The sequence below is a fragment of the Legionella quinlivanii genome (genome assembly GCF_003265995.1).
GTDB lineage: Bacteria > Pseudomonadota > Gammaproteobacteria > Legionellales > Legionellaceae > Legionella_C > Legionella_C quinlivanii_A.
Genome location: NZ_MVJN01000005.1, coordinates 129,222 through 152,921, shown reverse-complemented (window position 1 = coordinate 152,921; position 23,700 = coordinate 129,222). Strand labels below are relative to the sequence as shown.

The following is a 23,700-nucleotide window of genomic DNA, read 5'->3' as shown; positions in this document are numbered from 1 at the left end:
GCTCTCCTTAGTAAGCCTTGGGCAGTTTGAAATACACGTCATTGCAGGCTTTCTCGCTTGTATTGGCAGTCGCCTGCTTGCGTGCAAAAATCTCCTGCCGGTCAACATCGATATTCAAGGGCGCTTGTATGCCCAAATACAACATGCCGTGATGAGCTGCCAAACACTTCACCTGAATTTCACCCTCGTTCAGAAACAGTTTGTCGCCCAGATGGCATTGCAACACCATCATGCAATTGGCACTAAGGTACTGAATGCCTTCAGCAGGTGTGTCGATATCGATGCGCGCTGAGGATTTAAACCCCAAGTGAATCAAGTCGCTATCCAGATGCAGCACCTTCACTTGAATTTGACCCTTGTCAATCAGAATCAATTCGCCTTCGCGTCTTCCCAAAATCAGCATGGTGTTCTCCCTTAGTTGCTGTGTAACATTTGTTTGATTAGTTTTAAGTACCTGCGCCCGACTTCTAGTGAGGCAGGAGTGGCTCGCTCATTCGGTGCCCTGTTCTTTAATGCTTCCTGTTCTTTTTCTCGAATGTGCAAGGTTCGGCACAGGTCATAAAATTGCGGCAAGGTGGGCGGAAGTTGCTTTCGCTTCAGGCAATGGTCGGTTGCCTCACGAATAATTGCCGGTGTAAATTCCTTCAAGCTGATTTGCCACTCGTTTTTCATAAACACGATAAACCCCTCTTCCTTCATGTGTGCACGCCATACCGCGCCGTAATAAGACGCAAATTTCAAAAACAAATCGTCAATGTGTTCCGCTGGAGGTTCTTGGGAAGGAGATGACGTTGGAGGGCTCTTCGGCTTTGGTTTCATGCCGTGTTCTACAGGTTGCCCAAAGCGGATCGTAGCCGCTGGTTGTTGAAGAAGGCTTTTGATGTGTTGCATGGTGCTCGTCCTTTTGGTGTTGAGTCGGTAATTCATCGTTCCAGCATTGCTGGGTTATCCAGTTACTGGCGTTCTTCCAGTTAGGCATCCAGCGCTTGAGGGCTATTTGTTGGTCGTGGTAAGCGATTTGCTGCTGCAAGGCATTCATCATGCGCTGAAAGAGTTCGGCAGAGGGATTTAATTCCACGAAGGCCTGCTGTGCTTGAGGCATTGAGCGCTTGACCGGATACACCGACCAAAATTGCTCGAATTGTTTATATAAAAAAAATAAATAATTATTATTACTATTATGAGGTATGGCGGGTTGTGTCTTTTCGCCTATGGTGGCTTGCTGATTAATTGCTTCAGAAATCCTTGCTCCATCTGGGTTGTTTGAGTTATCCACAGTGGCGGGATGGTATGGCGCCTTGATGGCGGGTTTATTTTGGGCAGAAAAACGCTCAGTCGCTAATAAGCACTTTAAAATAAGCGCATGCTCAGTACTTTGATTTTCAATTAAACCAGCTTTTTGCAATCCTTTAATGGCTCGGCGGATCTGATCTTTGCTTGGGCTTCCACTTTGTATTCCGGGGTGCGGTTCAACATATAGCGCTTCAGATATCGATTGATAACTGATCCCGCGTTTTATTCCGGCCATGCGTGTGTTTATGTCCATATAAGGCCTAATTCCTCGTAGATAAGTTAATTGCTGTAGAAACTGCAACCCACAAAGTGCATCCAATTCCCTAGTACTGATTACGATATCCATTGCACTAAATAATTCCTTGGTTCTTAATTCTGGCTTTATATGTTATTGTAAATATTGCTCAGATTAATTTGCACGAATAGTGCAAATCAGGAGTTAATTTATCACCAAAAGAATAATTGTCAATACTATTTTTTTCTTTTTGATTAAATTGGGTTGCTTATGAATATAAAAGACAAAATTGGCCAAAGAATTATGCAGGAGCGAAAGGCGAAAAAGCTGACAAGAAAGGCTTTAGCTGAACTAACAGATGATCTTAAAGAGTCAAGAATTAATAACTGGGAGAGGGGAACTCGAACACCGGGGCCTGAAGAAATAAAACAGTTAGCAACCGCGCTGGAAGTCTCGCCTGCCTATTTAATGTGCTTAACTGATGTGAGACATCCGCAAATTGCCAAAACTCACATTCAAGGTTTAGTTCCACTCCTAAATGCTCAAGAAGCTTGTATAGCAAAGGATAATCTAACTGTAATTATAAAATTAGAGGATGAATCTAGCCGGTGCTTTATTCCTATAAGCTCCTCTTTTAATTTTTCTATAACGGAGAATACTTTTGCTTTAAAAATGTTTGATGACAGCATGGATCCAGAAGTAAGGGTTAATGATATTCTTATCATTGATCCTGACATTTCTCCTCTGCCGGGTTCTCTTGTTCTTGCGAAAATTGACAATTCTGAGAAAGCTATTGTTAGGAAATATAAACAGCTCACAATATCTAAAAATAATAAATTTGAATTAATTGCTCTAAATCCTAACTGGGGTAACATTCAAAGCGGAGAAGAGATCGAATGCGAGCTATTAGGTACTGTTATTGGGTTAAATAGAGTATTTCAGTAAGGATAATTCATCTCGCTAAAAATTCAAACTATACACTAAATGTACGATTAATTTAGGAGGGAGAAAAGATTAATATGAACATTGCACTTTTATTATTAACAAATGGAATAACAGTTGGTTTAGCAGTAAGTTTAGTGAGTTGGTTACTGAAAATATGGATAGATAAGAAACTATCCTACTCATTAAGTGCAGAGCTTGAGAAATTTAAAGCTAAACTAGCAAAAGAGGTTTCGCTGCACACTATACAAAATACATGGAACCATACTAAGAAAGTTGAGCTATTATCTCAATTATATGAGTACATGCTGAATGCTGATTTTCAACTTAAGGTATTTCTTGTAAATATAAAATTAAAAAAGAAAGACCTAATTTATTCTAGAGCAAATAAATTTATGGAAAATTATTTAGAGCTTAATTCCTGCCTTCATAAGAATGAATTATTCTTGGAACAACCACTAGTTGATGATATACAGGGCACCTATAAACCATTTTTTGAACTAGCGCTAATGGCTATTGATGAAGTGTCGGATTCGGTTATTGAAGAAATTGAAAAAAAACTGCCAAATTCCATAGATGAAATAATGGATATGGGCGGTAAACCAAGAAGTAGATTAGTTAAAAGATTCAAAACAGAAATTGGTATAGATTAGGGTTGATTATATCCTGCTTCACTCAACCATATTTACTGAATAATGATGAATGATAGAGACTTAAGGCTATGACTAGTAAAAATATAAAAAAAGAGTCATCCTTTGATGAGGATGATTTTGATAGAAAGAAAGTTTCAATAAAACTAATAGAATTACTAATTAGAGATATAGATATATCGCCGATTGTTATCAATGGAGAATGGGGAACTGGTAAAACAATATTTTGCAAAAAGACAACGGATTTGATTGAAAAAAATTATAAAGACGTAATTGAGTGTACTTATATCGACGCATTTTCTGCTGATCATGCTAATGAGCCATTACTTACAATAATTGCCGCTATAGCAAAACTGATAAATAAAAGTCCTAGAAAGCAAGAGTTTTTAAAGGCAGCCAAAGCTGTCGCTTGCTATTCGATAAAGGCATTCGGAAAAGCAGGAATTTCTTGGATGTTAAGAACAGATACGAATAACTTGACAGGAGAAATCCTAGATGTTGTTAAAACTGCTACAGCCGATAGCATTGACTATCTTTTAGATAAACTTATCATAGAACATGAAAAAGTTGAAGAGAATATTGATTCCTTAAAAAAAATATTGTTAGGAATAACAGAAACAAAACCATTGATCATATTTGTGGATGAGCTAGATAGATGTAAACCTACCTTCGCCGTCTCTATGTTGGAGATTATTAAACATGTATTTGATATCCCAGGAATAAAATTTGTATTAATTTCTAATTTCAAACAACTTATGGCATCTATAAAAAACTGTTATGGAAACGAGGTTAATGCACATCAATATCTTGAAAAATTTATTAAATATAGTTTTGAACTTCCTGCTGTAGTTAAAGTTGGCCCGAATAGTACTTATGTCTCATGCCTACATGCAAATAATCTAATATCCAACAATGAGTTATTCAACAGCGGTATATGGAAACATTCATTAGAATTTATTAAACAATTAATCGAGCAAAATGGTTTATCTTTACGAGAAGTTGAGACATTTATCCGATACTGTTCTATATATATAATTATGAGTGAGGGCTCGCCTAATCGGTTTAGTATAATGTTTGTCCTCACGATTTTTTTAATATTTATTTATGCTTATGTTCCTTCTATCAAAGAAAAAATTCAGAAGCGAAAAATTACTGCCGCCGATTTATGCCAATTATTGGGGATAACCGAATATTTAAAAAGTGAGAACATTCCGGGGGTTTCTCACAGCCAGGCATTATCAGCCTACATCATTATCACTTTTAATGATGGAAGCATCGAAAATTTTGATTTTGAAGATACAGATGCGTTAGATAATTGGAATAGGCATCTTAATCAAAGAATAACCTCTGGAGAACATGCGCTGAGTAATTTTTTTAAATATGCTGACCAAGAATTTAATAAACTGATGTTTAAAATCTAAAGCCAATTGAATTAATTTGCTTTTTCTTACAAATCTAACAGAAATTACTCTATATTTCTGATTTCCAAATTGGAAATCGGAATATAACTTGCTAAGCTATATTAAAAAATACTGAGGTTTTCTCATGTTGAAAGGACAAGACATAGCTATTCTTATCAAATTGCTTCTGAAACTTAAGGCTAAAGAGAAAATAGAATTCAAAAGCATAGCGTATGAGCTTTATATCAGCCAATCTGAAGTTACTAAAAGCATTAAAAGGTTAGAGATGGCGAAGCTTTTAATGCGCTATTCTGATGATAGAATTGAATTACATAAACATGAATTTATGGAGTTTCTAGTTCATAGTGTTAAGTATCATTTTCCGGCAGAAATTAACATTGCGACTCGTGGCATGCCAGCTGCTTATAGCTCACCTCATATTAAGAAATTAATTCTTAGTGAGGAGCTTTATGTCTGGCCATATATTAATGGTAAAGCGAAAGGGTTGGCATTAACTCCTCTTTACAAAACTTTACCCCATGCTTTAGACAGAAGCCCGGATGATAATTTTTATAACCTTATTAGTGCACTTGATTTGATCAGATTAGGTGGAAAAAGAGAGAATATAATTGCGAAAGAACTATTGGAAAGCTATGTATGGAATCAATAAGAGCTAGGCAAAATAATGAGGCGCTTTATGAGGCAGCAACTCTTTTGAAAGATCTGAATGAACAAGTTGTTTACGTCGGTGGCCGAATTGTTGGGTTATTGATAACTGACGTGATAGAGGATGACGTCCGTCCAACTTATGATATTGATGTTGCACTGGATTTAGGTACTACAGACATTGTTGCTCATTACTCTTTACAGAGGAAACTGGAAAGTTTAGGTCTAAAGCCAGAGGGCAACATTAATTGTAGGTACTTGTTTGAACACATTATTATTGATGTGATTTATACCAAGGGAACTTTACAAGGAATTAATTCAAATTGGTACCAGGCTGGTTTTGACAATGCCATCGAAATTTCAATTAAAGATAAAAAAATAAAAATACTCAATGCGGTCTATTTCATTGCTACAAAGCTTGAAGCGTTCACGGATAGAGCCTTTAGAGATAATGATTATTGGGATTGTAAAGATCTAGAAGATGTGGTTAATGTTATCAATGGTAGACCTGAATTATTGATAGAATTGAAGAACTCACCCCACGATGTAGTAGATTTTATTTCAGGATACTTTAAAAAGTTAATGGAAGATCCTAGATGGTTAGATGCAATAAAATCAATTGCTCGCTTTGAACGATCAAGAAATATTGTTCTAGACGCACTTGGGAAAATTATCGCGCTTAAATCTTAAGAACCTACGGGTTTTTTGCGGGTTTATTTACTGACAATAATAGACAATCAAAGAATATGAGTAAGTTAGCTATAAAATAAGACTGTTACTTTATCCATATGGTATTTGGTGAGTTTTGATGGTCTTTTATAGTTATGAGTGATTGCTTAAGTGGCGGGTTCGATTCCCGCCGCCTCCACCATTACCAAACACCATAAAAGACCACAAATACTATTTAAAGCTACTGAAAATCAATAGGTTATGTTATAAGTTTCGTTGTCTTCACGGTTTTTTATTGGCTCCTGAAGATCCCAAAAAGTACCCAATCATCTAATAAAAGTACCCAATTTGTGCCCATAACTTTTTGTACTGTAATGTCTATAATTACAGAAATTAAATTATTAAATGGACTTTGAAGATGTATTTCCCAGCTTTCTATTTGGAAAAAATCAGTAACCTAACAAACCAAAGTGGTTTTCTATATCATTGGACTAAAGTTGAGCGTGTTAGACAAATCATAAACGATAAGTTCTTATATTCAAAAGCTACTCTTTTCGGGATGCACCCAACTTTATGTACAATGCTCTCGCAGCATCCTGACTTATTGGCAGATACAGAAAACGGGTTTATAGATTATGTATTTTTAGGAAATACAAATTGGGTTGAGTCAGGACTTAAGCCTTATTATGGACAAATTTGTTTCGAGCTTAAGCCATTCCCTTTATTAAAAGAAAAAGAATTCTATGTGTTCCCTTTTAATACTGGTAGGGCTTTTAAATCAGCTTTAGAGGAGGATAAATATTCGGATTTAACAACGTTAAAGGATGCACTAAATAAAAAATCTAAATCTTACGAGGTTTTGGTTAGAGGCAAAATTGAAATATGCGCCGATAACGTTAACCGGATAATCTCTGACTGTTCAAATATTCGTGAAATAGGTATTATACTAAACAATAACCAGTTATCGCATATTCCAGTTGAGGAATATTAAAATGAAAATTTCAGTCCAAGATCCCAAAGATCCTAATCACAAATCTCAGGTATATACTGAAGAGAATGGAGAGTTTATAAGAGAAAATGATATTCTTTACCTAAAAATCCCTTACTCTCATTGTATAATGGCACTCAAGATTGAAAGGTTTGCTCTTGTAGATAACTTTACTCATAGAGAAGTTGGTTATATTTTAGAACCTTAGATTTCGGAGCAGGCGTTAAAATTCTCTGTTTAGTCCAATCACAGTACCTATTATTTCACAAGTAAACTCATCTCCATTTCGAATGTTGCCCCAGTTGGGGTTGATTGCGATTAGTTCAAAAGTATTATTGTTCTTTGATAGAGTAGGTCCTATTAAATTGACTTAGTGAATTAAATTTACATTTGGTTCAGATTATTGAATTCATATATGAGATTAACGCGTAGTTATTCTATCGGTCTGTGCTGCTGATAATAAAAGACTGGCACTTGGTTTTTGCACTATATATATTAGTTGAACAAACTAAGTAATCTATGTATCTGCCCCACAAGATAAAAGGGAATGGATATAAAAGCATAGTTTACGGATTTCCCTAAATTATCTTTTACATCTACATTAGTTTTACTTGGATAATCAGAATTAATTCGCATGGCCAGAGGTAATTTTTTTAATCCCATGAAAACATGTAGTGACTTTAGGCTTCCTGTGGCACCAGCTTTTACTTCAATAGGTATAATTTTATTACCATGTTGGATTACATAATCAATTTCAGCATTTGAACCAGCCTCTTCTCTATGCCAATAATACAAAACTGGTTCAATATAGGGTGGTTCAATTGTTCTTAGCAATTGGCCAACTACCTGTTCAGCGATGCCGCCATTATTAATCAAAAGAATTTCATTTGTTGAATTAATTTGGTTTAAACTCAGTCCTAGTGCCGTACTACATAAGCCTATATCAAGGAAAATTTCTTTAAAAAATTTTTCTTTAATTTCAGCTGCGAGGGGAACACCATTTGCCGAGCAACTTTGTACTCGGTGGCTAATTCGGGCTTGTTCTAACAGATTTAATACATGCTTTATTGTCGATGCTTGAATCGTTTTATTAACTTTACTAAATACAAATTTTTGTCCAAGCATTTTTGGAATAGAATTAAGTACTTCGTCTAATCTTTCTGTCGCTAAACGGCCTTTATATTTTGAAAAGTCATCGCGATAGGTGGCCAATAAGTCATTTTGTATTTGATTAACTCTATTCAGAGAGCGTTCAGCAGCCCAATTAGAGACTACAGCGGGCATACCGCCGATAATCAAATATTCTTTAAATAAAGAAGTTAATTGCTCGTGAATCGCAGAGGGGACCTCGACACTTAGGTCATATTGATTTAAATAGTCATAAAGTGATTCTTTGTCATTTGCTAATAAAAATTCATCAAATGACAATGGTTCCAAATGCATATAGCTAACTCGCCCAACCGGCATACTAAATGAGTGCTCCCCTAGAATAAATTCTAATAGAGAGCCAGCGGAGATTACTGCCAGTTGGGGTAAATCTTCTGCAAACCAACGGAGTTTGCTAAGCAGTTGAGGTGCTGCCTGTATTTCATCCAGGAATAATAAGCACTTTGGGGGATCTATTTTCTGATTTGATACCGTACTTAAATTTAATAAAATTTGATTTACATCATTAGAAGCCAAAAGACTGGCATAGGAAGGTTGCTTCTCGAAGTTGAGTTCAATTAATTGCATCCCTGTCTTTTCAGCTAAGTGCCTTACTAGCCATGTTTTACCAACTTGTCTTGCCCCACGAATGACTAATGGTTTCCGGTCAGGTGAAACTAGCCAGTTATCCATATAATTTAACAGAGTTCGTTTCATTTAATATACTTATCACGAGTAATGTACTAAATTATAAGCAATAATATTTTTAAGTCAATAAAAAAGACGGTTGTTTTGATTTATAAACCCACAAAACAGCATCCTGTTTTAATTAATAGCCATGTAAAACAGAGGGTTGTTATTTAAGTTTTAAAGTATTGAGGGCTAGTAACGCCACATGATATTTACTTTAATCTCCATTAAATACTAATACTTACCTATTACTGGAGATTAAAGTAAATGACGGTAGAGCAATTTTTTAATGACCACTCAACCATAAATTGGGTTATCAAGCAATGCCAAAGGTTAATTAAAAATATAGCGTTTGTAAGGAAACAAATTCAATTCCCATATACGAATCACATTCGTTTAAGACCTGATTCCAACATGTATGTATGAGCTTTTAATGATTCAATTTTATTGAAATCATCACTGCTTAAAATCTGTCGAATTCTAGAGGGAATCCTGGCTCACGAAAAATAGAATCTGCTGAAGCTTGAGTAATTGCTCTCCTGGTAATAGCGATATTGATTCTCGCCATAGTAAGCAGGTGCTAGCAAACCAATTTCCCTAAAAAGCCATTGAGAAAATTACCATGTGTATTATAATCCTCTCCGGAAGCAGGGCCTCGCAGGTTCAGTTAATGTCAGTTTGCCATCCAAGTGGTACGGGATTTCTGCAACTATGGAATTTGCAAAAATTTTTAAAAGTCGTATTGGCCATGCAGCACTTTAACAATCATAAGAAATGGAATTATGAACAATCAATCTAATCTCAAAGTAAAAAACGGTACAGTCCCTTTGGTCGCCTATTCTTTATGGCTCTTTATTGTCCTAAGCGCTTTAACACCTCTAATTGGCGCTTATAGTGTTTTTAAGTACAATACTGCCCTGTATGAGCAAACCGAAGAAGCAAGCAATGCGTTTATGTTTATTGCGCAACAATACGATAATATTGGTACTTTAATCGGTCTTAGTTTCTTTTTATCCGCAATTATTTATTCTTTCTGGATTTTCAGAGTTAGCAGCAATTCGCGCTGTTTAAATCCAGATGTAAAAATTAAATTTACTCCCGGATGGAGTGTCCTTAGTTATTTTATACCATTCCTTAGCGTGTACTGGCCTTACAAATCAATGAAAGAGCTATGGCAATTGAATGTTAAAACCACCGATAACGGCATTATACTGGGCTGGTGGATAAGCTTCCTTTTCTTAAACTCTTCCACTATGGCGTGTTCAAAAATAAACGATCCAAGTGTGATAGGTTATCAATGGTATGTCGGACTAATTACGGTTTCAAATATTTTAGGAATCGTTTCAGCATTCCTGGCTCTCAAAATAATCAAACAAATAAATGACGCTCAGTCGGCTGGGTTAAGGTTGTCACCAGCAATGCCGTGTCCTAACTAATTTATTAAGGCGAGCTACATTTGGTTCTAATTGTCAGCTCGCCCTTATGAAAAAATATAGATCATTGTAGAAATAAACATAGCCGTAGCAGTTTCATTATCCAGTATCCGAACTCCTGCCTGACCCCTCTGGTGATAATCTTTATGAAATTTATAATCTTATCCCTATGGATAGTCCCTATTATCACGCAGCGCAAATGAGAAAGCTGGAAATATTGGACACACAAGGCAATAGCCGTGAACTGTCTAGAGAAAGATTTACAGTGGCGCTCGGTTATAAACCGCAAGCAGTGGTTGATAAGAGGAGGGTCGATATGATTTTTCATGAACTCTCAGGCAAAAAAGGAGCCCCTGACATTACTAATATTCCCTCCATTTCAGCCTTATTGTCCCTGGCTGAGGAAATGAATCAGATAAGGCAGGAGCTTACAGAGTTACGTGCTTATAAAGCAGAAAACGAAGCGCATAAGCGAAAGGCAGAAACACAAGAGCAAAGTGAGACCTACATAGGTACCACAGGAATATTTGGCCCGAAGCCTGGCAAGCGAAGGAAAGTTGCTGAATTGGATGTAACCGCTTCTCCCGACAACCACTGTGGATAATACGTTCGATTGCAAGCCACTGAAGCAGGTCATTGAAGAGAAGGATTGCACTATCAATGACCTACTATTCTAATCTAATCAAAACTGACTGATGCTGACTTTCCTGCCGCATTGGAAATATCCTGCAATAAGCTCTCTGTAGTGCTATGGCTTTTAAAACCTGACATAAAGAAATAAAATCCTGTCCCCCTGTTTAACATAAGGCTGTGTTCTCTGCTGGCAAGAATGTCATCCACTCTCGACTTTACCTCATCAGCAGGCAAGGAATTTAATTCATGAATAAGATATCGGAGTTCATTGGCTTTGATTTTTCCCTTGGTTGAGCCATCTGCCTGTAAATTGTTAATATAATTTTGCAATCTCTCAATGGCTTCCTTCAGTTCCTGAGGATGCTCGACTGGGTTTTCTGACCTGGATTCTTTTTCTATTTTAGCAACAGGCAAGTTAACAAATATATCCTGGGTTGGGTCATTAGAGTAAGGGAGTTTATAGACTGTAATGAAACTCACTTCACCACCATCCACCTTGCTCGCTTCATGGAGCAAATGGTTTGCCAGAAAATTAACAGCATCCTCTCGCGTGTTGAACCTCACCACTCCATAATTGTTTTCATAATACTCCATTCCCTCACCGACCATTCTTAAACTGGTTGAATGGAAACCGCGGTTCTTAATAAGAAAATTGAAATTGAAAGTACTTTTTTCATCCATATCTTTTAATGCATTCCAAATAGCCTCCCGCATTTGTTTTTCCAGACTAACTTTAAAATACCAGCCAATCCGCCTAAAAAGAATGTCTGAAAAAGTCCAATTTTGTTTAAAAGTTCTATATAATTTTTTGTTGGAGGCTTGAGACAGATTATCGAGTAAACCTTCTGATATAAGTTTTCCATATTGATGAGTATGTCCCCAACAGTAACCCGCAAAATCTGACCCCTTAAACGGATCATTTGATTGATTAAATGGTACATAATGGGTTCCAAACTTTTGAGCAAGTTTATAGAAGTGCTGATAATTATTCCAAACGGTATAATGTAGCGCTTGACGGTTAGCTGTTTTCTTAATGTCGTTTAGAATTCTTTGAATAGCATTAATCGCAAGGGTGTCACTGGCATGCATTTTATTTTTTTTAGCCTCAAGGATATTGGCTTCAATAGCCTCAATGCCAATAACAACTTTATTCAATTGTATGAGGTCATACTCTTTGCGCAAAGCAAAAATATCTTTTTCCTTTCCGCTTTGGTTTTCCCTCAAGTAATTAATAAAACTCGGATTATTAGCGCTCAATTCTAATTTCTTTAATTCTTGTTTTAACTGAGCGGCAAACTCTTTATTTTTTATTTGTTTGATAAAAGAATAGGTATCCGAATAATGCATTCAATGACCTTTATATAACTTTGTTTTATCAATTTTATCATAAGAAACTTAAGTACCCCTTAATTTTGCTCAGGAGTCTATGAGCAGGGTAATTTCATTTTCAATCCCCAATCATTGCATACCCGCAATTATGTTCAGAACATAATATAGCGATTTAGCTGGTTACATAAGATGGAGTATGAATCGACATTACTAGTCGTCGTAAAATGATTTATTGCAGGATAATTGAAATTCAAAGAACTTTCTGATTAGATGTCATGAATAAAATTGGTTTTAATATCACACTCTTTTATCCCTGCGCCTATTGTGTTTGAGGCGGCAGAAATTCCCAATTTTTATCACACATAAGAACAACTTCATATGGTCGTCAGAAAGTGTTTAATGAACGCGATGGCAGGGTGGGTATTGGGAAGGTATTTTACTCAATCTCTCAGCTTTCTTGCATAAGGACATGGGCATGAAACATTTACGTCTGACTCTCCAGAGTTTAAGTTTAAGTATTTTTATCACTACAGTGGTTCATGCAGGCATTCCTTTATGGAGTTTCAGTCCTAATGGAAGTCCTGTCGTGTTCGTGAGCGCTACGGGAACAGCTACGGTAAGTTACACCGTCAGCAATAACTCACAAAAACCACATCGCTTAGTGCTTTCTTCTGATACTCCCACTGGTATCAGTCAGGCAGGGGGACCCTGTGTTCTTGCCGCTCGAAGCCCTGTAAACCCCAATCCAACCTGCATCCTCACTTTAAGTATTAATGGTAGTGCCTTACCTGCCAACAATGTCTCAGGCGGCCCAGTCCTGTGCCAGGCAAATTTCAACGGAACTCCCAATCCCAATCAATGCTATCAGCCAAGCTCCGGTGATACTTTAGTTATTACACGAATAGCAGCGCCAGACACGACAACATTGAATGCGGCGCCATCGGTTTTGGGATTATCGGTTAAAAATACCGCGCTAAATCCAGCCTTAACTGGAAATTCAAGGCAGATTACTATTAAAAACACTGGAACAAATGAGGCTAGGGGCTTAAGCATTGTCTATCCAGTCTGGCCGGGTGGAACGACCGCGTCATCCACTTGCGGAGCTGTTTTAGCTGCAGGCGCTGCCTGCACGATTACAATCCATCCTGGCAGCAATGCCACATCGAACTGCAACACAGGGCTTTTGCCAACACCAGGAACGATTACAGTGAGTGCTACCAATGTTGCCACAGCAGTAACCAGCAATGTTGTATTATTGAGTTATGGTTGTCAATATCAAGGCGGCTTTCTTTACTCGGTAGATGATACAACACCCAATACAGGCAGTATCGGCGGCAAAGTGGCATCATTGAAAGACCAGGCAGCACCTTACACCACTGGCTCTCAGGCGACGAGTATTATTTGGAGTTCCAATGGGAATGGTGCAGCAATGAGTGATGTGGATTTCACCGTCATTCTTGGAATTGATGATGCTTCGACCACGTCAAGCCCATCTCCAACGTCTCCGTCCTATCCGCCTGGAACGCCTGCTTATGTAGCATGTAACGGCAGCTCAGATGGGTCCTGTGATTCGAGCAATATTGTGTCCTACTACAATTTTAATCGAAGCAGCGGAGGAAGTGCGCCTACTCCTGTCGCTTATTACGCAGCAGGGTTATGCACGGCAACCATTAATAACTATTCGGATTGGTATTTGTCAGCAATTTGCGAAATGGATGCGGTGGACAACGCTGTCTCTTGTCCCGCAGAATCACAAAGCATGGTGGCCAATCTTGTATTCTTGCTTGGAGACCCAAACACTGGAACACCAAGGACTTCCTGCTCTCCTCCCAGTGGCACAGATTGCCTTGCAGGTTTCTACTGGAGCTCCACCGAGGTTGCTATCCTTCCATTGAACAACGCCTGGGTTGAGTACTTTAACAGTAGTGGCAGTGGTCAAAGCAACGGCTTTACGAAGAATGGGCGGCTTGGCGTCAGGTGTTCCCGGGGTTTGACTCTTTAGCCCTTTTCTTTTGACGTTGCCTGGCGGTTAAGCGGGTTCATTTATTTTGTGAATTGCATTAAGTAAGAGTGTAGACATGTATAAATTTCTTGATTTTTTTAGAGACAAGCAAAATCGGATTGTAATATTTCAGTTCCCTAATTGGCCGTTAATCCTGTGGTTTGTATTCGCAGTATTGGATTACCTTTGGAGCAGCAATCAACCAGAAGTTCATCATCTTTGGAGCATGCTGCGATTTGGTTTTATTTTTACATGGGCCTGGCTGGAAATAACCGGTGGAGTGAATTATTTTCGCCGCACACTGGGGTTGCTGGTGTTAATTATCGCAGTGGTTTCCAGTCTATAGTCTCCCTCGCCACGCTAAAAGATTACTCTGCCCATGCTGCATTTTGATGTAGTCTGGGCGCCAAGATTTTAATTAATTTAATCCCCAGGCCTGATACTGGCGAAGTAGCGGCTCGTACTTGCTGATTAATTGCCAGGCTCTTCTATTTCTTACTTCTTCTGTGCAGACCGCTTGGAGTATGGGTTTTACTTCTACTGCCAGAGGCGCCGCCCGATAATTTTTCCAGTTGCTTATCTGCCAGCTTTTTAGATTCTTTTGAATGGTGTTTTTTGGACATGGATCTCTCCAAACGAGAAGGCTTACTTCATTAGCATAGATGGTGTTTAATTGCTGATCAATTGTGGCGGGATAAAATTTACCTGTTTTCAAATGTTCCATGTTTGACAATAATTGGCCTTCTTTGTACAATCGAGCATCAATTAAACACTTGGATAAATTCCAAACCAAATGAGGGCAGAAAATTGTTTTTAAAAAGCGTACTTTTAATTTCAAGTTTAACTTTTTCAGTGGCCGGCACAGTGTATGCCGCAGCTATTGAAAAAGCTCCGAAGCAAACGCCAGTTCAGCTTGGATATGCACTGAGTGGAGTGCAGTATAAAGCGGTATGTCAGATCCGGGCAGAATCTGAAAATATTTTGGTGGCTCGTGATGATGGATATGCTAAATATTCTTACCTTTTTACTCAAATCAATGATAGCAAATCAAACACCGGACTGGTCAAAGAAGGCGATAATACACTGGTGATTCGGTTTAGATTAAACCCGGCATTTGATGGCAATGTTACCTCGTATTTAACAAAATTCAGAGACGGGGAACTTAGTGTAGAAAATTGCACTCTGGACATTGATTTATAAAGTTTCTCTTTTTTGCAGGTAGTTCGCTAAAACGAATGTAAATTCCTGCAAAAAACTTTAAATTAATATCATCTTGCTCCAATTTCAAGACAAAATCCTTTCCGCTCAACTCTACGAACGGCTGCGTATTCGGCTGAAAGTCTTTTACATGAATACTCGGCATATCTGATAGAGTAGTACCTTTTTCTACCAGTTTTGTATAAAATATGCGCATCGTGTATTGGTGAGGCGATATTCTATGCAATTCACTTTTGATTCTTGTTCCAGTTTAGGCAATTCATTTCAGATTCAGCTCGACATAGAGCCGAATTTTCAATCGTATTGGTTAGATCAGAATCATAAGTTCGCATTTTATCAAATGCTTGTTAAACAGGTAATTAACCAGCCTTATGCTGATATCCCGGACGACAAGATTCGCAGTAATAACACTATTATTTATCATCCCAATCATGATAGCGCCCATGCGGCCAGACAATACACAAACCTGGGTTTTTTTCTTGAGCTGGTTAAAAGTCAAGGGATGGAGCACTACCAGCAAGCGGTAGCCGAGTTGACCCTTGAAGAGGGAGAACTATTGCACTTGGCGGCTTTTCTATTAAGGGCAGGGCGAACCAATGAGCGAAGCGGTGCTGAAGATTCCAGTAATCAGTCCCGTTCAGCAGAGTTATTTAAAGCGATTGCCTTAGCGGTTGGCTTTAACGAACGCCTCGTTCAAACCATCGCCTATTGTGTTGAGTTTACTTACCAGTCTTTTGAAGGAAGAGAGCAGCAACTGGCGCTTGCCTTTGCTGGTGAACAGCAAGTGGAAAAGTTACAGCTGGCAAAAAATTGCCTGCATTTGAGCCATCATACTGATCTTGTACGTTGTTTTCCTGATAAAGGGAGAATTGCTGAAGCCAATAAAACCAACTTAAAGTCAATGCTTGAAAATGGCAGCATTGATGCGATAAGCGATATTATTTTAGAGTACGCCAGAGCAAGCTGTGAAGTGACCGGAACCCCTTATTTTTTACATAATAATAGCCCTGAACGGGTTATCCCCCGGCGTGATTTAAAAGCGCAGGCGGTAGAGGATATCGCAAAGACCATCCGCTTATTGGAAAGTGCAGTCAAAATGCCTTTTCTTGTTATTGCCAAACAACAGCAAGCTGATGCCGCCAGCGAACAGCTGGCAACAATCAGGGAGGCCGTTCGCATCAAGGCTTCCCCCGAATTAACGCACGCGGTAACTGTTTTGCAGCGCAGTTTTTTTGCGAAACGATCACATTCCCTCACTAGAAAAATAACCCGCATTTCACCTTTAGAAAGTTCAAAGAACAGTTTGGAAAAACTGAAAGACGAATTAAGAGCCGGCCATGGTTTGACGCCGCAGGAGCAGGAATACACTAAAGTGCATTTACTTCTAAATGAGGAAAAAGGACTTTATGATTATCTACTGAATCAGTTTGAATGGACTATCAAACATGTAACCAGATCGTATCCCCTTATTCAGGCTGATGGGAATGTTTTGAAATCGGTTGATAAGCGAAATGTTGATTCACATAATAACACAACCTCTCATACGGACACACTTTCTGGAAAAACAGATAATGTGTTTGGCACCCTGACTGGGCCAAATGGCCCTGCGGCTGATTTTTTAAATCAAACTGAAGGGCATGAAATTCGCATTCCTCTGCGCCCCTTTCTGAAAAAAAGCCAGGCAAGTGATAAATTAACTGGATTATGGATCAGTTCGCACTGGTCTAATTACCTTTTATCTACTCAAACAGAGGGTATACGCTCCCAAATTTATGATACAGAGCGAACAATTCACTATGTGAGCAATCACCCTGGCGTTGTTAGTGATGATAATAAAAAGCGCTACCATTATTTAAGAAAAGATGGCAGGCAGTTTATGCGCGAGGTGGCCATCGCTGATGAAGTAATAACGGGTGCTGAATTAATGCCATTTCTGGCATTCAATATCATTCTGGAATTAAGGCTGGTGGGGGGCACTTACCGTCAGGTTTGCCTGAATGATCAAACATTTAAATCGATTGAGCCATTTATTCATGTCATCTATAGTTCATCGAACTTTGAAGCTTTGCTGCCCTCGCGTATTGATTTAAATGATAAACGTATTGAGGTTAAACCCTTTGCACCAATCAAAGAACTTGAGGATCCCAAAGTAAAACTGCTTTCTGAAGCGATTTTTAAAGATCGGGATGTCAATGCGGCTAAGAAATTGATTGAAGAAGGTGTGCCCTTTGATCTTAATTTGGGTGAAGGGCTGACCTTCCTTGCTGCTCTTCTCTTAAAAGGCTATGCACACTTGATACCTCTTTGCAATTTGTTAATAGAGCAGGGTGCAAATACCCAATTGGTTTATGGAGGCAATACCCTGTTACAGCATGCGGTACTAAAAAAACTCCATGCCGTTGTAGAGTGTATGTTAAAGACCGGTTTAATTGAGAAAAATGACAGGCAGATAAAGCGTTTATATCGTCCAGAACAACTGAAACAGGCGATAATTATCGCTGTCAGCCAAGCGGATAAATACATGCTGGATTTATTTATTCAGTATGGCTATGAAGTGAATAATTTTGCTGCAGATTTTTTGCAGTTTATTGTTGATAAGCCTGAGCTGATTGCCAAAGATATGATTGATTATTTAAATGCGAAAGGCTTTAATCCTCATCATATTGAGCAGGCAACAGCTGAACAGAAGTATGGTTGGTTAAAAACGGCGATTGAGAAAAATAATGCCCAGGTTTTAACATGGCTGCTTGATCTGGGTTGTTATTCTTCAGTGGAGGTAATTAATAGACAGCCTTCACTGTTAGCTGTTGCCCGGCAAGTCTACAATAATCGTGCTGTTGAGCTGCTTAAGCCATTGAGTGAAAATAGCTTACAGCCTGGTGAAGGATCGCAATTAACAAACCCCGCTATAAACGATAAAAAACGCAGCGCTTATCTTTTGGTTGAAAGCGATAAAAACATTCTGATTTCAAAAAAAAGACGAACCACCAGTACAAGCACCAGTTATTATCAGACGATTACAGCCCCGGTTGAGGCATTGGATAAAGACTATTTAAATACGGTATTACTTCGCACGCTAGGTGTCCGTCTTGAATCCATGGAAATTTGTCCTGTCGTTACCGTTGAATCGGAGCAGATTAGTGAAACAGTCATCAGGATAAAAACGAAAGATGATCATTTAAAACCTGTTCCAACAGTGTATCAGACTGCCTCTCAATGGATAGATAAAAAAGAAATCAGCCGCTTTAAATCAGATGCATTAATTCAAACCCTTTGCCAAAACCCTGCTCAGTTAGGACTGGTTCTTGAGCGTCAAAAGGACTTAATTCAGGCCATTAAAACTAAGAATGTAAATCAGGTAAAAGCCCTGTTACAAAAGGGCGTTGTTGATGATAACGGCAAGGCTTTGTTTATAGCCTGTGATACCAATCAACCTGATTTGCCTATTATCAAATTGCTGATTGATCATGGCTATGATATTAATCAAACCTGGCCTTTTAATAGGGAAAGTTTTACCCCCCTTATTCTTGCAATTATTCATCATCAGCTCGCTTTGATTGAGCGATTGGTTCGAGAGGGTGCTGATATTAATCAGGTCGATGAAGCTGCTGTCAGTCCTCTAATGGTTGCAGCAGCACTCGAGCAATTCGATACAGTAGCATTACTGGAAAAAAACGGGGCCTCATTAAACCATCCAGCCAATGCCGCCGTTTTAGCCTACCTGTCGATGAAAGCATGCTCGGATAAAGCGTTTAATTATTTTATTGATCGTGCTGACAGGAATGCGACCTACCAGGGGTATACCGCATTAATGATTGAAACGGTCTATCATAATATGCATCGCGTGGAAGCTCTGCTTCGAAAAGGGGTAAATACCGAGATCAGAGATCCAGTCAGAAAGCAGAAGGCAAGAGATTTCGCTAATCAATCCGAGCAAGTTATTTTTCAAAAATATGAGAAAACAGATCACAGTAATTCAACCGCCCAGTATCAGGATCATACGAAGGAATATCTACGTATTACAGGCGCATTAAATGCGCCTGATCTGCAGGATAGAATTGCCAGAGAATATGATCTGACAATCATTGATGACCATTCAGTATTACTGCCCTTTGCCCAGCAATTACTAGACAATGCAGGGGCTGAACGGTATTCAAGAAAGGTCTGTTTAGCCATTGCTCACTCAGGCAATGCCCCGGTGTTTACTTGTCACGGGTTTAAGCAACCCATTATTGCTATTCATAAACAGTACTTGCTTCAGCTGGATTTTGATTATAATCAACTTGTTTTTGCTGTCGCGCATGAGCTTATCTATATTGAACAAACGAATTATCAATTCAGGTTCTGTACCGCTGGTGAACTGGCCAGTTTTGATCAGAAAGCCAGTGTTGTCTGCGCTAATCCTGATGTGCTTATTGAGTATATGCAGAAGGCTCCTCAATTTTGTAAAAGATATCAGTCAGCGGACAATTTCAATTGGCATCCAGGCTGCTATGGCTACAAAGAATACTCCAGGCCAGATAGATTTATGTTTCAGGAGCGTCTTAAACTCTTCCGTACCTCACTCGCCCAGTCTTCAAAGAAAAGTAATGATAGTGCTGACTTGGTTCGTAGTGGGCTCAGTGATGAGACCGCTGGATTCATTAAGTCTCTTAAACAAGATGTTTATTATTCTGAATTTCCCGACACAGGAACAATTAAAGATAAATATGATTATTTAATTGCGCAATTACCTTCTTTAGCATACGAGTTAATTCCTTTTGAAAAAACAGGAGTGCCGAGTTCTCGGTTAAAGGAGTTTTGCCAGCTATTAAACACTCTACCGGAAAGTGAAGAAAAGCTTCACCGTTTATTAAAACAAGCCCATGATCTTGAGATATCGAGCTTTTCCTATCTTTATAAATCTGCATGCGGCGCTCATCAATCGGTTAAGAAACCAATACTTTTTCCTTATGGCTATTTTTATACCATGTATAAAGCCATGTTAGCTTTTAAACAAGCGACAACATTTGAGCAAGCTCAATCTGCTCATCAGGTTATTTTGGAAACTTATCCTAAAATCGTGAGTCATGGCCATTGTAATTTTTATAATGACAGACATTATCAACCAAATGCTAATTTTCACAATTTAGACCCTTTTTATTCAGATATAGGTCAATTAATTGCGTGGCCTGCGTTTAATGATGCGAAAGAGTATGAAAGACATCTAAACTGGATTTTATGCAATGAGCAAGCGCAAGCTATTCAGCTCTGGAAAAGTTTATGGATTATGGGGGTTACTAAGGAGATTTTACTGTATCAATTCATCCCCCGGGATAAGCTGATTCAAATCCCTGAACTTTGGGCTGGTACTTACCAGGCGAGTTTCGACGAGGTTATCCCTCGTCCAGTGGGCAAGTCAAATTATTTTAGCGGAGCAGTATTTAGTATTTATCCTTATTTTGTGGATGAAAAATATAGCGATATTAATCCATTACAACTGGATTGCAGCATGTTGCAAAATGGTGAAATTCAGGATCTCGCGCTTTTTATTCAAATTAACCTGCCTCATTTTAAAAATTTTGGATACCATGACTCAGGAAATACGCCAGGTGCTCTGGTTTTACTCACTTATTTATCCAAACTCGCCACGGGAAATAAGCAACAGCAGGCCATTGTGCGACAGTTTTTTTTAAGTCAGGATGAGTTCTGTTTTCAGAAACTAGTTAACTTTAGCGAATTTGATGAGGATTCAATATATACTCAATTTATCATAGCGTACCACTACCTGTTTTCATCGATTGAAATGGAAGGGCTATTGGATTTCTTTGATATCACTCAACAGGAATTATTGTTTAAGATGCTTGGGTTTAACAATGATTCCTATAAAATTAACCTGTTTAATTTAATCAATGTATTCATTTCTAAAAGAAGTTATGTCAAGGCGGGTCCTTTATTTGAAAGCCACTTCAACAATTCAGGGGTACGCTCTATTTTTTCTGATGATACTTATCAGGATCTCATCTTTTTTTTCAGCTCCTTGGATTCAGCGGTTTTCTTCTATTCCAAAAAAAGTAGTTTCTTTTCTGGGATAAGATGGGCTTCTATTGATGAGTGCCAATTAACGATTGAACAGTGTATTAATTTGTATCGCATTCTTGATCAATTGTTGGCTTTTCCAAATCTGCAATTCAGAGCCGACTTCGGTCATTTGATTTTAACCAGAATTCAGCAGATAACTTCATTTGAAGATGCTTTTTTCTATCTGGCTTCTTTTTTAGATAAGCACAAACAATTGACTCCACTGCAAGATCGCGGCTTATTTAAAAAGCTAATCGATGAGCTCGTGAAAAGACTGGTTCAACACTATGGCAAAGACCAGGGTTCTGTTACCTATGCTTATGCTATCACAAATCTATTGACTCAGTTTCATGCCAGTTTTCATCGGACCGATGTCGTTTATTTTTTTGATAGATTGGCTGATAAGATTGAAGCGCAGCATGACATTTGTGTGCATATTGAAAACCTGCTTGAGCCAACAGTGAATCAGCATCAGCTGAAAGAACACAGCACTCACTATAGTTACGTGTTAGATGCGTTCAAGACATTTATTTCCAATAGCCAGGACAAATTGGAAGTGCTTGAATTTATCTCCTCGCCTTTTAGCGAGGATTCTACCCAGCGATTTATGAGTTATGTCGCCAACCACCCCCGAAAAGCTACGTTTTTGGAAAATTTTGGTTTCAAGGACAACGATTCCCTTGAGGATTTATATTTTCCCCTGACTTATATTTATAATCTGTTTTGGGATTTACGAATACAGGAACGGGCAGTGGTGCTTGATGGAGTAATAATTACCATCGAGGATGAGATGGATGAGGATTCCCGTAAAAACGCTTATCAGGAGGGTTTGAACTATATATCGAGCAAACTATTTCCTGATGCCGATACAGACCCAGAAGCCGGAATCGCCTTGAACTTATTAAGCGCCTATTTACATGTGGCTAATAAATATGAGCGTCAATATCTGCTTGCTGGTTTACTCGTTACCAGCAATGAATGCCATGAGGCTTATTCGATCGGCCGTAAAATTGCGACCCTGTGCGAACATTTGGGACCAGCGTATATTAAACTGGCTCAGGCGATTCACTCCCATCCTGATACCCCGTTAGGCATGAAACAGGATCTTTCCCATGTGAAAGGGCGAGCCAATCCGCCCTACCGCTGGCATCTCTGGCGCCTGATTAAAACGGTATTAACCCCTGAACAAAGACAATCCATTGCCAGTATCGGCAGATTGTTAGGCTCTGCTTCCTATAATCTGGCTTTGGAGCTGACTACACAGACAGGGGAGCAGCAGGTATTGTTATTATTGAGAGACAATGCCAGAGAAGAGGCGGAAAAAGGCTTTCAACAATTAGCAAAAACCATTCTTCATTGCCAACATCCAAAGGTAATTGAAGCAAAACAGTCTTTTTTGAATATTATCCAGGAAGCGGAAGCAATGTCGCATTGTGAGCTTGATCACCTCACGGGCGATGTGCAGCATAAGAGAGCTCATGAGTTATATAATAATGTCTCCCTGGATAAAAAAGTGGGTAACACAGTATATAAAGTGGTTTTCAAAACCGCCGAGAGTTTATCCAGTGGTCCAGGTTACCGCGTACTAAGCCGCATGCCGGGTGTGGAATACAATGATTTACCAGCTAATACCGCTGAAGAGAAAGCGATTCGCAAAGCCATTGCTTTAGCGGTTATGGAAAAGGAGTTAACTTTAATCTTAAGCGGCGGGCAATATGATTGTGACCGGCATGGCAATCAATTGCGTATTATCATTGAGGGAAATCGTATAGAACTTGGCTTATATGATTTTGGTGAAATGAGTTTACAAACATTGAGCCCACTTGAAATTGAATCACTCGCCGCTTTAGTCAAAGAACTCCCGCTCTTTGTAAAAACGGGTCAATCTGTAAATATCTTGTTTGAAAAACATATTAATATGGCGCTCCAGACCGGTCATCCAACTCGACATTTTGTTCGCATGAATAAAGCTTTGCTAGCTCTGCAGGATTTTCAGAAAGAGTTAAGTGTTGACGAGTTAAAAACAATATTTTACCGGATTATACCCAGTATTAACCGCACGTTTGCCAAAAGCCTGCTTGAAGGTGCTTATCAGCACATGAGCTTCCGTGAGATGGCTGGAACATTCTTCCGGGGCATGCAAGAGACTGTGGATGATGCGCGTAGAGTGTTTACCAATTTTTGGATGAGCTGATTGTAGGTCGGGCGCTTCGCCCATGGCCGTCAGGCTAAGAATATCTGATCCCCTCTCCACCGCGCGCAGCGGGGGAGAGGGTTAGGGAGAGGGGGCTATAAACAAGGTCGCGTAGCGATTCATTAATCATATTTCTGTGATTAGGGTTTATT

General features: G+C 38.8%; 19 protein-coding genes. 13 read left to right on the top strand and 6 right to left on the bottom strand.

All coding sequences use genetic code 11. The annotated features are described in order from the left end of the window. Positions 1–7: 7 nt before the first annotated feature. The 3 genes from B1207_RS07560 to B1207_RS07550 are packed head-to-tail and all read right to left on the bottom strand — an operon-like array spanning position 8 to position 1,546. On the bottom strand, positions 8–403 hold the full coding sequence (locus B1207_RS07560) for a carbon storage regulator (protein WP_112219386.1): 396 nt from the start codon (positions 401–403) through the stop codon (positions 8–10). Positions 404–414: 11 nt separating this feature from the next. Then, positions 415–699, bottom strand: a complete 285-nt coding sequence (locus B1207_RS07555; protein ID WP_112219385.1) for a hypothetical protein — start codon at positions 697–699, stop codon at positions 415–417. Positions 700–751: 52 nt separating this feature from the next. Next, positions 752–1,546 carry a hypothetical protein gene (locus B1207_RS07550; RefSeq protein ID WP_146740042.1) on the bottom strand — a complete coding sequence of 265 codons (795 nt, stop codon included), beginning with the start codon at positions 1,544–1,546 and terminating at the stop codon, positions 752–754. Positions 1,547–1,798: 252 nt separating this feature from the next. Between B1207_RS07550 and B1207_RS07545 the strand changes: the two genes are divergently transcribed. The 7 genes from B1207_RS07545 to B1207_RS07515 all read left to right on the top strand — a co-directional run bounded on the left by B1207_RS07545 (position 1,799) and on the right by B1207_RS07515 (position 7,051). Further along, positions 1,799–2,473, top strand: coding sequence for a helix-turn-helix domain-containing protein (locus B1207_RS07545; RefSeq protein ID WP_112219383.1), 675 nt, complete (start codon positions 1,799–1,801; stop codon positions 2,471–2,473). 74 nt (positions 2,474–2,547) lie between these two features. Then, positions 2,548–3,123: a hypothetical protein gene (locus B1207_RS07540; RefSeq protein ID WP_112219382.1), complete on the top strand. Its 576-nt coding sequence runs from the start codon at positions 2,548–2,550 to the stop codon at positions 3,121–3,123. 68 nt (positions 3,124–3,191) lie between these two features. Further along, the gene (locus B1207_RS07535) at positions 3,192–4,541 is read left to right on the top strand and encodes a KAP family P-loop NTPase fold protein (RefSeq protein WP_112219381.1); all 1,350 of its coding nucleotides are present in this window, start codon (positions 3,192–3,194) and stop codon (positions 4,539–4,541) included. Positions 4,542–4,665: 124 nt separating this feature from the next. Next, positions 4,666–5,190, top strand: coding sequence for a LysR family transcriptional regulator (locus B1207_RS07530; protein ID WP_112219380.1), 525 nt, complete (start codon positions 4,666–4,668; stop codon positions 5,188–5,190). Beyond that, a complete protein-coding gene (locus B1207_RS07525) occupies positions 5,178–5,876 on the top strand; it encodes a hypothetical protein (RefSeq protein ID WP_112219379.1) in 699 nt (232 codons plus the stop codon). Before B1207_RS07530 ends, B1207_RS07525 begins: the two co-directional genes overlap by 13 nt. Before the next feature lie 391 nt (positions 5,877–6,267). Next, positions 6,268–6,846 (top strand): hypothetical protein, encoded by a 579-nt coding sequence (locus B1207_RS07520; protein WP_172458193.1) that lies wholly within the window; start codon positions 6,268–6,270, stop codon positions 6,844–6,846. Between the two features lies 1 nt (position 6,847). Beyond that, positions 6,848–7,051: a hypothetical protein gene (locus tag B1207_RS07515; protein WP_112219377.1), complete on the top strand. Its 204-nt coding sequence runs from the start codon at positions 6,848–6,850 to the stop codon at positions 7,049–7,051. A gap of 287 nt (positions 7,052–7,338) precedes the next feature. Here B1207_RS07515 and B1207_RS07510 read toward each other — a convergent pair whose 3' ends face one another. Next, positions 7,339–8,706, bottom strand: coding sequence for an ATP-binding protein (locus tag B1207_RS07510; RefSeq protein WP_112219376.1), 1,368 nt, complete (start codon positions 8,704–8,706; stop codon positions 7,339–7,341). A 755-nt stretch (positions 8,707–9,461) separates the two neighbouring features. On the opposite strand from B1207_RS07510, the gene B1207_RS07505 reads away from it, so the two are divergent. Beyond that, positions 9,462–10,115 (top strand): DUF4328 domain-containing protein, encoded by a 654-nt coding sequence (locus tag B1207_RS07505; RefSeq protein ID WP_112219375.1) that lies wholly within the window; start codon positions 9,462–9,464, stop codon positions 10,113–10,115. A gap of 166 nt (positions 10,116–10,281) precedes the next feature. Next, positions 10,282–10,716, top strand: a complete 435-nt coding sequence (locus tag B1207_RS07500; protein ID WP_172458191.1) for a hypothetical protein — start codon at positions 10,282–10,284, stop codon at positions 10,714–10,716. 74 nt (positions 10,717–10,790) lie between these two features. On the opposite strand, the gene B1207_RS07495 is transcribed toward B1207_RS07500, so the two are convergent. Next, entirely contained in the window at positions 10,791–12,092 is a 1,302-nt protein-coding gene (locus tag B1207_RS07495) for a hypothetical protein (RefSeq protein WP_112219373.1), read from the bottom strand. A 457-nt stretch (positions 12,093–12,549) separates the two neighbouring features. Between B1207_RS07495 and B1207_RS07490 the strand changes: the two genes are divergently transcribed. Next, entirely contained in the window at positions 12,550–14,076 is a 1,527-nt protein-coding gene (locus tag B1207_RS07490) for a hypothetical protein (protein ID WP_112219372.1), read from the top strand. Positions 14,077–14,152: 76 nt separating this feature from the next. Beyond that, positions 14,153–14,422: a hypothetical protein gene (locus B1207_RS07485; RefSeq protein WP_112219371.1), complete on the top strand. Its 270-nt coding sequence runs from the start codon at positions 14,153–14,155 to the stop codon at positions 14,420–14,422. A gap of 72 nt (positions 14,423–14,494) precedes the next feature. On the opposite strand, the gene B1207_RS07480 is transcribed toward B1207_RS07485, so the two are convergent. Further along, positions 14,495–14,800 (bottom strand): hypothetical protein, encoded by a 306-nt coding sequence (locus B1207_RS07480; protein ID WP_112219370.1) that lies wholly within the window; start codon positions 14,798–14,800, stop codon positions 14,495–14,497. An 83-nt stretch (positions 14,801–14,883) separates the two neighbouring features. Between B1207_RS07480 and B1207_RS07475 the strand changes: the two genes are divergently transcribed. Beyond that, positions 14,884–15,276, top strand: coding sequence for a hypothetical protein (locus B1207_RS07475; protein WP_146740040.1), 393 nt, complete (start codon positions 14,884–14,886; stop codon positions 15,274–15,276). A 358-nt stretch (positions 15,277–15,634) separates the two neighbouring features. Then, complete coding sequence (locus B1207_RS07470) at positions 15,635–23,548, top strand: SidE phosphodiesterase domain-containing protein (protein WP_172458189.1); 7,914 nt, start codon at positions 15,635–15,637, stop codon at positions 23,546–23,548. Positions 23,549–23,700 lie beyond the last annotated feature (152 nt).